Source organism: Stieleria tagensis (genome assembly GCF_024129865.1).
In the GTDB taxonomy this organism is placed as follows: domain Bacteria; phylum Planctomycetota; class Planctomycetia; order Pirellulales; family Pirellulaceae; genus Stieleria; species Stieleria tagensis.
On record NZ_JAMYFE010000044.1, the window covers coordinates 1 to 12,706 of the forward strand.

Annotated in this window: 7 protein-coding genes; 4 read left to right on the forward strand and 3 right to left on the reverse strand. The window is 57.2% G+C overall.

Features of this window, described 5'->3' with window-relative positions:
* Positions 1-154: 154 nt before the first annotated feature.
* A complete protein-coding gene (locus tag NHH03_RS10315; RefSeq protein ID WP_253155879.1) occupies positions 155-706 on the reverse strand; it encodes a hypothetical protein in 552 nt (183 codons plus the stop codon).
* Positions 707-842: 136 nt separating this feature from the next.
* Positions 843-2,492 (reverse strand): sulfatase, encoded by a 1,650-nt coding sequence (locus NHH03_RS10320; RefSeq protein ID WP_315861443.1) that lies wholly within the window; start codon positions 2,490-2,492, stop codon positions 843-845.
* 96 nt (positions 2,493-2,588) lie between these two features.
* Here NHH03_RS10320 and NHH03_RS10325 point away from each other — a divergent pair, with 96 nt between their 5' ends.
* The 4 genes from NHH03_RS10325 to NHH03_RS10340 all read left to right on the forward strand — a co-directional run bounded on the left by NHH03_RS10325 (position 2,589) and on the right by NHH03_RS10340 (position 9,666).
* Entirely contained in the window at positions 2,589-4,838 is a 2,250-nt protein-coding gene (locus NHH03_RS10325) for a serine/threonine-protein kinase (protein ID WP_253155880.1), read from the forward strand.
* 9 nt (positions 4,839-4,847) lie between these two features.
* On the forward strand, positions 4,848-6,965 hold the full coding sequence (locus NHH03_RS10330) for a hypothetical protein (RefSeq protein WP_253155881.1): 2,118 nt from the start codon (positions 4,848-4,850) through the stop codon (positions 6,963-6,965).
* A gap of 33 nt (positions 6,966-6,998) precedes the next feature.
* Positions 6,999-8,849, forward strand: a complete 1,851-nt coding sequence (locus tag NHH03_RS10335; protein ID WP_253155882.1) for a hypothetical protein — start codon at positions 6,999-7,001, stop codon at positions 8,847-8,849.
* An 88-nt stretch (positions 8,850-8,937) separates the two neighbouring features.
* A complete protein-coding gene (locus NHH03_RS10340) occupies positions 8,938-9,666 on the forward strand; it encodes a MotA/TolQ/ExbB proton channel family protein (protein ID WP_315861444.1) in 729 nt (242 codons plus the stop codon).
* Between the two features lie 310 nt (positions 9,667-9,976).
* Here the strand turns inward: NHH03_RS10340 and NHH03_RS10345 are convergent, their stop codons facing one another.
* On the reverse strand, positions 9,977-12,610 hold the full coding sequence (locus tag NHH03_RS10345; RefSeq protein WP_253155883.1) for a DUF1592 domain-containing protein: 2,634 nt from the start codon (positions 12,608-12,610) through the stop codon (positions 9,977-9,979).
* Between the last annotated feature and the right edge of the window lie 96 nt (positions 12,611-12,706).

The window sequence follows — 12,706 nt, forward strand, 5'->3', positions numbered from 1 at the left end:
GCGCAACTTCAAAACGCGTGAGCGAGGGATTTAGGGTATTAATGGGATCCCTCGCTGATGCGTCGGGTTACCATTTTCCGGTGCAACAACAAAACGCCCGCAGGTATTTCGTGTGCCGGGTTGTTGATGCTAGCGCCAGGTTGCACCTGGCCTACTAAATGAGCAGATCGCTCGATCCGTCCTCGCCTTCTTCCCAATACCGGCGGACTTCGCGCAACCCGTAGGCACACATCTCAAAGTGTTCACTCATGCGGTGGATCAAATCGCTGGGCGGTCGGTCTTCGCCGCCTTCGATTTCTGCGGCCATCGCGTACGCCAACTTGCCTTGACGACAATAGTCGACGAACTGGTCGGGCGATCCCGCAGCGGTTTTGTGATGCGTCAAACTTTCCGGATACATGCCGGACCAAAACAAAGTGAAATCGCCCACATGGCGGTACACCTCGCGCTTGGCCAGTCCGATTCGACGCTCGGCCTCGGAAATCATTTGTACGACATGCTTGGTTCGCATCCCATCGCTTTGCCGCAACGAATACAGAGATTCGACACGAACGAATCGAAGCATCAGATCGCCGACATAGTCGACCAACTGCACGTCAACGACACCCAGTTTGGTGTGGAAGATGAATTCGCTGATGCCGCGGAAGAACCGTTCGATGGTTGTCGAATCACGTCCTTCTGAATCGTGCTCGGATACAGACGCCATGGCAAACCCTCCCGAATAAGAACAGGGGGCGAAACCGCTGCGGCCAGCGAGCACACGTCGGTTTTCGCTTTGTTGTGATTCGACAGCTAGCGGTATCGCTCGCTTCCCGTCAAGACCATTTCATTATAGTTGCAATTCAGTCCTCGGTTTGCAAACTGCCCCACCAATCCGGATTCGGTTGCCAATCGGCCTCCAGGATTTCAGAGTGGAAGGACTCCAGCCGTTCTTTCGATTTGGTTTGCAGTTGCTGATAGAATGCTTCTGTTTTTTTTACGTCATAGCGAGGGTCTGGTTCGGGCCGTTTGGCATCCACCTGGGTCAACCACTGGTCGAGCTGTTGCCAGAGCTGCGCGGCGCGTGCCGGATGTGTTCTCGCCAGATCACTCTGTTCCCCTGGATCGCTGGCCAAGTGATACAACTCGTTGCGGCCGTCTTCGTAGTAGTGGATCAGTTTCCAACCCTGGTCCAGGATGCTGGCGTGCGGTTCACCGCCTTGGTTTCCATAGTGCGGGTAATGCCAATACAAAGGCCGATCGGCAATCGAATCGCCCTCCAAAATCGGTTTCAAACTGACACCGTCGAGATGCTGCTGGGGGCGCAGCGGCAATCCGCACAGATCCAGCAGCGTGGGATAGAGATCGGCACCGGTGACCGGAACGTCGGACGATGAACCGGCAGGAACTTTGGCCGGGAAGCGAATGTAAAACGGCTCCCGAACGCCGCCTTCCCACTGCCGCCCCTTGCCGCCGCGGAAAGGCAGGTTGGATGTGCAAAAGGCATCGCCAGACGAAACACCGCCGTTGTCACTGGTGAAGATCACGATCGTGTTTTCAGTCAAACCGTTTTGGTCGAGGGCATCCATCACCAAACCAACGGCGTCGTCAACGGTTTCGACCATTCCGGCATACACCGGGTGGTCTTGAACCTGACGTACCGGCAGCGTGCGATCGACAAAAAAACGATCTTCGCCGGCTGGTCGCTGTGGCGCCAGTTGACGGTACTTTTCCCACAACGCCTTGGTGGTCTGTACCGGACCGTGGACACTGTAGAAGGACAGCATCGCAAAAAAAGGCTGGTCCTTGTGCGCGACAATGTAGTCCGCTGTTTCCTGTGCCAATCGCATCGGCAACGATTCGCCATTGGGACCGCTCTCTAACACAGGATTGTTGTAGGGAGCAAAATAGCCGCCGGGGGGGCTGCCACGATCATGCCCCCCCTTGTTCACTTCGTATCCATGATCGGTCGGCCAGGAACCCTTGCCGCCCAAGTGCCATTTCCCGGCGAAAAATGTCGCGTACCCGCCTTCACGCAGCGCTTCGGCCACTGTGATTTCTTCGGCCGGCAATTGGTGCTTGTATTGCGCCGGCAACACTCGGTTGGGACGCGTCCATTCCAATCCACTCTTGGCACCAATCCAATCGGTGATTCCGTTTCGCGCAGGAAACGTTCCCAACTGAATGCTGGCCCGCGAAGGACTGCAAACACAGCAGGTTGCGTAGCCGTTTTTAAACCGCATTCCTTCCTCGGCAATTCGATCGATATGCGGCGATCGATAGTAAGTGCTTCCTTCGCCCGACAAATCGACCGCGCCCATGTCGTCCATCAAAATCAAAACCACGTTGGGTTTCTCCGCGGCCTTCACATCAGCGGCGGACTGGCCGATCGCCGCAAAAAGAATCGTTAACATCAACACCCCAACATTCCTGGGGCTGTAGTGGTCAAAAGAAAACGGCATCGGTGTTGTGGATCCGGGAACGCGGCGAAACGGCGGGGGAATAATCGACATGTTCATCATACTCGCTGAAGACAGCGCCGGAACACACCCGGACGTTGATCCGCGGTCGGGTAGGCCAATCCCCAGCGATGGTCCAAGTCGTATACTATGACAATGTCCAGCGACCGAAAGCCTATCGACCCGACCGCGCGCTCGCAGTGGCCGACGCTTGACCAGTCGGCTCGCTCACGCCGTGGACTGGGACAATCCACGATCTTCAGCATGGTGCGTCATGCGCCGGTCGGACCGTTTTCACCGTTGATCGCTGCCTTGGTCGTGCTGATGCTGGTTGGCGTCACCCTGTACGTCGGCTGGAAAGTCCGCCAAAGCATCCGCGATGGCATTCGAAATTCGCTGCAGACCGTGTTGGCGGCCAACGTCACGGCGCTCGACCTGTGGCTTTCCGAACAACGTGTCGCGGCCCAACGAATCGTGTCGGATCCTAAGATCCGGTCGGCGCTGTTAGAGATTTTGGAACAGGCTTCCGAAACGCCAGGTTTACCCGATTCGATCGCCCCCAATGACGCGCACCCCGCCGGCGAAATCCTGGCCGCTGAAACGCAGCGTTTGCAATCCGCCGGTTATCTGGGCTGGACCCTGATCACGTCACTCGGACAGATCGTGGATTCCAGCGATAACCGATTCGACGGCCAACAGTTGCCGTTGACCAAATCCATGTTCGCGCGACTGGCCGCCGGACACCCAATCGTCACCCGCCCGCTGGCAATCAAGACCTCTCCCGGCGAACCGATGACGGCTGTGATGTGTTCCATCGTTCCGCTTCAACATGACGTGCGTACGATCGGCGCGATCGCGTTGATGATCGACCCGGCAAAACAATTCACCGATATCCTGACCGTGGCTCGAATCGGCAACAGCGGGGAAACCTATGCGTTTGACGACACCGCGTTGCTGATTTCGCGCAGCCGTTTCGAAGCACAACTACGAAACGTGGGGCTGCTAAAACCCGATCAATCCAGCCCGCTGGTGATCAACGTCCGCGACCCTGGCGAAGACCTGCGCGATCTGGATCGCGTCCCCGGCAACCCTGAAGATTGGCCGATGACCACCATGGCCGATAGCGCCACCCGCGGTGGCGACGGTGTGGATGTGGTTGGCTATCGAAACTACCGCGGCGTGCCGGTGGTCGGCGCCTGGCGGTGGCTGTCCGAATACGGATTCGGGTTGGCCACCGAGCAGGAAGTCGACGAAGCATTTGTGCCACTGCAAATCCTTCGCAATTCATTCATTGCCCTGCTCGCATCGGTCGTGATCGCCGGTGCCAGTTTGTTCGCGCTGGCATGGATCACACATCCGCGTGACCCACCACAGCACCGTGTCGAAGCGTTAAATCGTCGGTTGGGGCAATACGATCTGCAACAACGAATCGGCCGCGGAGGAATGGGAACGGTCTATCTGGGGGCGCACGGATTGTTGGATCGAAAGGTCGCCATCAAAGTGTTGGAGAACACCCAAGCCAGCGAACGATCGTTGGCCCGGTTTCAACGCGAAGTCCAACTGACGGCCAGTCTGAAACACCCCAACACCATTGAAATCTATGACTTTGGTCGGACCGACGATGGCACTTTTTTTTACGTGATGGAATTTGTCGACGGGATCTCACTGGAACAACTGGTTGACTACTACGGCCGCCAGCCTGCCGAACGCGTGATCTACCTGCTGTTGCAAATCTGTGGCTCGATCGCCGAAGCACATCAGTCTGGAATGGTGCATCGCGATATCAAACCCGCCAACGTTCTGTTGACCTCGCGAAGTGGGATTCATGACTTGATCAAGGTGTTGGATTTCGGATTGGCTAAACAAACCGACCACGATTCATTGCAACTGACGCGCAGTGATTCGCTGACCGGAACGCCCTTGTTCATGTCGCCCGAATCCATTCGCGATGCCTCGGCCGCGGACACACTCAGCGACATCTATTCGATCGGTGCGGTCGGCTACACCCTTTTGACCGGCAAACCGCCCTTCGACGGCGATACACCAGCCGACGTGTGCGCTCAAAAACTGCATGGCGAACCGCAACGCCCCGAGAACAAAATCCAAGTGCCGTTGGCGGGCGACTTGCAAGATGTGTTGATGCGTTGTTTGCGACTGGATCCCGAAATGCGGCCACAGTCGGTCGGCGAACTCGCCGCTCTGCTGTCGACTTGTTCGGATTGCCCCTATTGGACGCAGCAAGACGCGGCTCTATGGTGGCAAGAGGTTTTTGACGGACCCTATTTAGATGACTTTGAATTTGACCCCGCTACGCCACCACCCGGTGGCACACGCGGCGACACCGCGGTGAATGACAAACGCCAGGTCGTCAGTCCCTCAGCTCAATCAACGGCGAACTGAACCGCGGCTATGTTTGGTCAAAAACGACGAAAGAAATACAGCCAGATCGACTGGCCACGTTTGCAAGCGCTGTTGGAAGACGACGCCCGCCGCGCCGCCGTCGAGTGTTTGTATCCGACAGTTCGCAATGAAAGTTTTCTGACAGCGTTACGCCGTGTCGATCCGCAACTCGCCGCGGATGTGATGGCACTCGGACGCCAGGTCTTTCACGGTGCTCGACTGGCCGAGTATCCCACATTGGCCGTTGCCGGCATGCTCAATAGCGGTAAAACCAGCCTGGTCGCGTCGCTGCTCAGCTCCCGTGGTCGCGAGCGCACTCTCCGCGGCGTGGCCAACCACCAAGGCACACATCGATTTGTATTGTGGCTGCCTGAAAAATGGCGTCAGGAAGAATCGTTGTGGCAATTGTTGCTGGAAGACTTTGGCAACGCCGTCGGCGAACCACCAGAATTGCTGGCCGATCAGCCCGACGCGGCGCACGAGCAATACAACAATCGCAGCGGTGGTGCGGGCGCGCTGGGGATTCCCTTGGTCGCCACCGACCCCGCGCTGGATGAATTGGGAATCGGATTGCTGGATTGTCCCGACATCGTTTCCGACGAAGTCTTTGGTGTCGGCTCGCCCGAGCGGCGGCGGGAACTGTTGGGCAAAGCATCGACGTTTTGCAGTGCATTCTTGGTCGTTTCCACACCTAGCATGGCCCGTGACCGATCGCTCGGCGACATTTTACAAACCATTTCAGACCTGATGCCCGGGATTCCGCGGCTGTTGGCGGTCAACAAGATTCGTCCCGCTCAAACGCCAGAGGAAGTCTTGGATTCCTTTGATCCCCAGGCCAGTAAGTTTGGTGTCGAACGCGTCTACGGCGCCTATGATTTTGAGATCCCGAAAAGCGATCCGTTTATCCCCAAGACGGCCAAACAGGGTGATCACGAAATCACGATCGAAAATTCAACGGAAGACCCGTTGCCCATCTTTTTCTCGTTGTCCAAGGAAGCCGACAACAATCCGCCGGCTGAGATTTCCGCGGATCGTTTGTTGACACAGCTGACAACAGAACTGGAACGCCCGGAATCATCCGATCGATTTTTGATGGGTCGCCAAGCCGCCTTGCGACGCGCGATCTGGGACGTCGGGATGGATACCGTCGAGTCTGATGCACAGACATCGATCAAGTTGACCCAGCGCGCCCGACGCACGTTGCTAGACACCACCATCAGTCTGTTTACAAAGCAAACGCCTGGTGGCGCAATCACCGAAGTCCGTATGCACCAGTCGGGTCGCATCGTGCGCCAGTTGGCCGATGCCTTTTGTGATGCGGCTCCCTGGTACGCGCGCTGGGGTGTGCGGATCAATACCTTTATCCAAGGTCGCGCCAAAGCCGCCACGGACTTGATCAAACAGTATGCGCCGACCGCACTGGCGGAAAAATATGCCGAATCGATCAAAGAAAAATTCAAAGCCAAAAAGGTCGGGCATCTGGTCGACCCGGAAGACCTGGACGGCTCGCTGCGGCGATTCGGCGCGCCGTTGACCTTGCCGCAGTGGTTCGCCGGCGAAAATGACCCTGTCGACCCGGCCGCATGGCGCCAGGTGATGAATGACGTTCTGCAAACCTTTGACGAAAACGATCGGGTTCAATTCGACAGCGATCAACTGCGGATCGTTGCCGAAGAAATGTGGCAACAAATCCCCCGCCACAAAAAGCTGGCTTTCGGGCTAACGCCATTGGCAGCGATGTTGGCGGCGTTTGGCAGTATCCTGATGTTGCCGTTCGACTTTGGGACTTCCATCTTGGCCAATGCATCCATCGTCGAACTGTTGGCCGCCGCCGGACTGACCGCGTTCTCAGCCTACTGGGCGGGCGGCAAGAACGCCCAGACACTCAGCAACCAAGCCGCCGTCGAACAGATGTCAATGTTCTACGTGTTGTTGTGTCAGCGGATCGGGATTGATCCGGGCAATCCGCTGCCGTCGATTCAGCTGAAACAAACCAAGATCCCCTTTCCGACGCCGAATTTAAGTGTCTCGTCGGTGAACGATACGATGCGTCATTTACCAGTTTATCGAATGCGTGACAGCTTTCGCCAAGAACTCTCCGGGATCATTCCTCGCCAAGGGAAATGATCTGCACGACTTTGTAGATCGAATGAGTTGATCATGTATGACTCCGTTTCAAATTCGTCCGACGCCTCGGCTGTGATCAGCACGCCGGGTGACGATTTTTTGCACCGCGTCCGTCGCGCCGCGACAACGGTGCTGGGCGATAGCGAAACCGGACGCTTGGTGGCGACGCTATGCGAAGAGCACGCCCGATCACGACGGTTGATCGCTCAAGATCGTGCCGCCGGCGCGTTGGTGCTGGCGGTCGTTGGAGCGACCGGTCAGGGAAAATCATGGCTGGTCCGCCAATTAGTCCGTCGCTCGCCCGCAGCCAAAACGATTCGCAGTGGCAACAATGCCGATCAAACCACCGAGGAATTGGTTTGGGTTGGGCCGCAACCACCGGCGGAATTAGATTCGCGATTCGAACGCTATGTCCGCGTCTCGGCCGCGGACATGCAACCACTGGGCACCCCCTACATGTTGGTCGACGCCCCTGGAGCGACCGACGATCGACGTGGCATCGCCGATGTGGCTCGCCGAGCCCTGTCGTTGGCATCCGCACTGGTACTGGTGGTCAGACGTGATCAAATCCGTGGTCAAACGCCCGCCGTGTTGGCGGTGGCCAGCGAAGGCACGATCGTCATTCCGATGATCAATGCGATCGGCCGAAACGACGATTCCTTGGAATCCGACACCGACGCTTTCCTGGCCAACCTTCGCGCCGCGGCGCCCGGAAGCTTTATCGCTCGGCCGATCGAGGTGATGGATTTCGAAGTCACCGATGACGATGCGGACGAAGTCGGTGCCGCTGCGGCCGAAGAATTGATTCGGCGACTGCAGGTCGAACTGGAAAACAACCCGGATAGCGACCGTCGCAAAAGCACTCGGCTGGCCGCGCTCGATGGCCGCTTCCGCGCTGCGCTTAGTGGTTTGTTGTCAGACGAATTGCCTGGGTTGACGCGCGCGGTCAATCGGTTGAACGAGGAAGCCACGAAACTGCCCGGCGAAGTCGCACAGACACTGATCGGATCCGCCGGGCCGATGCAAGCGGCCGTCCGCAGCCGTCTGCGGCTGAAACTATTGACCTCCACCGGCGCGATTTGGTTTCCCTACCGTTCCATGCTAGGCGTGTTGAATCTGACCCACGGTGCCTGGGACCGCGTGCTGTTGTCGCTGTCCGGATCGCTGCCGTCGCTGGTCAGTACGATTTGGACGTCGACCCAATCGTTGACATCCGATCGTCGCGCCAACGATGAAATGCGAGATGGATTGCAACGTCGTAGTGCCGCGGCGGTCACCGATCGTCTGGGTCCACTGGCCTCTCAGTTTCGTGACGAGCTAGCGATTTTGCGTGCCGGCCAAGATGCGGATTCGACATCCACCCACACCCGGCATCGCCCGGTCGCCGAATCCGCCATCCAATCACAACACGTGGCATCACTTGCCGGCATCGACGCACTGCAGGAACAATCACAACGTATTTTCGACGACTCGATCGAACAAACCTCGATCTCACGCGGCGCCGCAACGCTGCTGGCCTTGGTCGGCACCGCAATCTTCTGGGTGCTGATGGCCGGCCCGTTTGTCGCCCTGTACACCGAATACCTGCAAGCAAGTTTTGATTCGCTTGCCGGAGGGCATCCCTCGATGGAACACTTTCCCAAACCAGAATTTGCGATGGTCCTGACCAGTCTGGTCCTGTCACTTTTGCCGACCGCAATCTTCGCCATGATCGCACTCTCGATCGCACAGTCCAATGGTCGCAGCGAACAAGCGTCGAAACTAATCCGCGATGGACATCGCGACGCGATCGAGCGTTTGCAACAAGACCGCGTGCTGCGTCTGCGTTGGGACGATCCGCTGTTGAACGATGCAGAATTTCTGGTGTCAGCCGGCAGACGCTAGCTGCGTCGATTTCGTGCGGGTGATTTTTTGGCGTCGCGGATGATAGACTGGACCCTGTTCGCTTCCGCCCGCCTAACCATCTCGATCTATGACGCACCAGGGTATTCAAACAATCCTCCCCGTATTGCTGGCACAAGCCGACGGGGAAACCGCGACCGAAACGACCGGCTTGCTGGACATCGTGCTTAGCGGCGGCATTGTCGGCGCGATCATCTTGGTCGTCCTGCTGTCGCTTAGCTTCTTGGCGGCCTACTTGGTGTTTGATCAAGTGATGACGCTGCGACGCAGCGAAGTGCTGCCCGATGGCTTGGGGGAAACAGTCCGCCAGGCGCTGCTGACCGCAAGGTTGCCCGAGGCCGATGCGGCCTGCCGTCGTGAACCCAGTGTGCTGAGTGTGGTGTTGCTGTCCGGAATGGCAGAGCTGGACTACGGGTGGCGCGAAGTCGAGAAAGCGGTCGAAGACGCGCTAGCGGAACAGTCGGCGCGTATGATGCGGCGGATCGAATACCTGTCGGTGATCGGCAACATTGCCCCAATGGTCGGCCTGTTGGGGACCGTCACCGGGATGATCTTCGCCTTTCAACAGGTTGCCGCAACCCGTGGTTCAGCCGGCGCGGGTGATTTGGCCGAAGGCATCTATCAAGCGTTGGTGACAACGGTCGGCGGCCTGATCGTGGCCATCCCCTCGCTCGCCGCCTATGCCGTCAGTCGCAACCGAGTCGACACGCTGATCGCCGACGTCGCCTTCCAAGCCCAACACGCCCTGGCCCCCGTCAAACGACGCCCCACCAAAAACGTCGCTCCCCCAAAACGCTAATCAAAGGCGTCTAAACTGTTTGTTTTTTCGCTGAGCAATGGTTCGCCCCATGGACGACCTCTAAGCCGCATTGTTAACTCCAAGTTGAAAAGCCTGGCAATCGATTCGACGCAGCGTTGCCCCCCCAGCGATGTGCCTCAGTTGGCACAGAACGGGATCGAATTCAACTCGTGCGCGGAGATCTTGGCGTTCCAACAACGCACACAGGTAACGCTACGAAACAAACGTCTCATCTGTGCCGCCAATGGAACTGTTCACGAAGACGAGGCAACCAAGAACGGCAAAAAATCGGTTTGGAGTTCATTGTTAGTCAGCGGCGAAACGCATCGCTTTGAACAACCGCGTGAATCAACGATCGCAGCCCCACGCCGTAGGGCCGCCGGTACGCATCTTCGGCGGTGACGGACGGATTCGGTGGAAGGGCCTGCATCAACTTCAACACATCGGCTCGATCGGACGGGTCGTCCAAACGCCCGCTGGCGTGCGTCAGCAAGTTGGTAGCCACGTTGCGGGTAACCAAATCAAGTTTGGGCAATAACAATTGCTTCAACGAAATGATGTTCTCGAAAGCCTGACCGGATGGCAGTTCGCCCGACGGATCAACGACAGGGCCTGGACGTTTCCAGGGACCGTCCAGCAAGTACCGTTCACGGTAACGCCCGATTTCATCGAACGATTCCAATGCGAATCCAGGTGGGTCAATTCGCTTGTGGCAATTCGCACATGTCGCCACGTCACGATGCTTGGCAAGCTGTTGGCGAATCGTTGTTGCGCCACGGGTGTCCGGTTCGATGGGCTCGATGTCCGGCGGCGGTGGCGATGGAGGCGTGCCGAGCAAACATTCCAAGACCCACACACCACGCAGCACCGGTGACGTGTCGATGCCATTGGCGCTCGCGGTCAGCACGGCGGCTTGACCGAGCAATCCACCACGAACACGATTGTTGAATTTCACGCGTCGGAATTCATGCCCCTCGACGCCATCAATTCCGTACAACCGCGCCAGCGACGCGTTCAGGAAGGAGTAATCGCTATCGATCAGTGCCGAAACGCCCACATCGCGACGAATCATATCGGCGATGAACATCTGCGTCTCGGTACGCATCGCCTCTTCGAGACGCTCATTAAAATACTCGGGATGTTCAACGCGATCCGGCAGCATTGTGCCCAGTTTGGCGAGCCTGAGCCAAGCGTCCACAAACGGTCGCACCATTTCCATGTGGCGTGGATCGGCCAGCAAACGGTCCGTCTGTTGTCTCAAAATTTCCGGGTCTCGCAAACGACCTTGCACTGCAAGCGTTCGCAGTTCAGCGTCGGGTGGCTCGGACCATAAGAAGAACGACAAACGAGTGGCCAAGTCATGATCGTCCAGCAGGCCTTCACGTGTCCGGTGATACAGGAAGCTGGGGCTGCACAAAACCGCTTGGTAGACGAGTTTCAGTGCTTCGATGTGATCAACGCCTTCGAGTGCTTGCGTGTTGTAAAAGTCGATGAACGGTTGAACCTCGTCCGGGTCGACTGGATGTCGAAAGGCACGCCGGGCGAAGCGTCCAATCAGATTCTTCGCGTCCTCGGCGAATGGCTTTTTATCGGGAAAGAACTGGGCAACGGCCTTCTCCTCGGGCGACATTCTGGAAACCGGACCGATGAGTTCGATTTCGTGGACGCGAATCCGCGGACCTTGGTACTCACTGTAAAACTGTGACCAGGCCGCTCTGGTATGAATGCTGTGGTCGACCCCGAAAACATCGTAGGGTTTCCCGGCGAGCTTCAAGCGTTCCTGTTCGGCCAAAAATTCTTTTGCAAGCTTGGCCCCTTCCACTTTGTCATAGTCTGGGTGCATGGTGTGAAAAACATGAACGCGGTCTCGAATGAATCCCGGGAACAGGTCGCGATGCTTGTGCATCAGCGAATGTCGCATGTTCTTGATCTTCAATGGACCGTTGGGGAACGTGAAACGAATGCTGTAACCCTTGTCGATCCACGCGACGGTCTCAAACCATTGCGGTTCGTCATCGGGCAGCGTGAAGACATCGAGCGATTGGTCCGAAGCGTCATTCGTATCGAAGTCTTTGGCCGATGCGCTGGTTGCGACCACCCCCAGTTGAAGTGGATCTTGTTTGGGAACATCCAAGATCCAATCCAAGTACGGATGATCTCGGTTGATGGCATTGGCTTTCACGCGGATCGTATAGTAACCGCTGGTTTGCACCCCTTGGTGTAGCTTCTTGATCCACAGATAACCGTTTTGGTAGGTCGGGTTCTCTCGCAGGTGTTGGTACTCGCCAGGACGATCAAGTCCATCGGCCTGGCCATTGTTCGTTTTGTAGAACGGAGCCTTGAAAGTAAGTTTCTGGCGGGGCGGACTTTTTTGACGTTTGCTGATCGCACGGTCGAGATACTGCCCCGACGCGGTGAGGTACTGACTCATCAACACATCGCTGAGCACCAATGTTTGGCCAAGATTGCGATACTCGTGATATTTTTCATCGGGTACGAACTCGCTGGACGGATCGAACAGCATGTTGTCCAGTGCGAGCACCTTTCGCATCGCCGAGTCATACTCGAGACGATTGAGTCGGCGAAGGACGGTCTGGGGCTTGGCGTCGGCCTGGCGAACTTGTGACAACAGTTGGGTCAACATTTCGCTGACTTCCAAGCGTTCGGCGTCCGACGGTCGCTTGGGGGCGTCTTCGGGAGGCATGTCGGCTAAGTTCACGCGATCCAGGATTTCGTGCCAGGCTTCGATGGAATCACCATCAAGCTCCGTTCCGATCAGCGAATCAAACTGGCGGTCGCCTTCTTCGGCATCGGGACCGTGACAGGAAACGCAATAGGACTGAACGAACGATTGTGCCTTGGCGAAGTCCGCTGACGAAATGGGATCGGCCGCGACAGTGCTTGCAATGAAGACGCAAGTGAATGATAGAATTGGTCTCAGCATGGTTTTTGTTTTCGTGGATCAGACTGCCGCCCTACGCGACATCAGCTATCGCGGCGTTTGATGTTTTCATACGCGGATTTTGGTAGTGGACGAGGC

Coding starts and splice junctions, on each gene's coding strand:
- NHH03_RS10315 (WP_253155879.1), bottom strand. CDS start 706: ATGGCGTCTGTATCCGAGCACGATTCAGAAGGACGTGATTCGACAACC.
- NHH03_RS10320 (WP_315861443.1), bottom strand. CDS start 2,492: ATGTCGATTATTCCCCCGCCGTTTCGCCGCGTTCCCGGATCCACAACA.
- NHH03_RS10325 (WP_253155880.1), top strand. CDS start 2,589: ATGACAATGTCCAGCGACCGAAAGCCTATCGACCCGACCGCGCGCTCG.
- NHH03_RS10330 (WP_253155881.1), top strand. CDS start 4,848: ATGTTTGGTCAAAAACGACGAAAGAAATACAGCCAGATCGACTGGCCA.
- NHH03_RS10335 (WP_253155882.1), top strand. CDS start 6,999: ATGTATGACTCCGTTTCAAATTCGTCCGACGCCTCGGCTGTGATCAGC.
- NHH03_RS10340 (WP_315861444.1), top strand. CDS start 8,938: ATGACGCACCAGGGTATTCAAACAATCCTCCCCGTATTGCTGGCACAA.
- NHH03_RS10345 (WP_253155883.1), bottom strand. CDS start 12,610: ATGCTGAGACCAATTCTATCATTCACTTGCGTCTTCATTGCAAGCACT.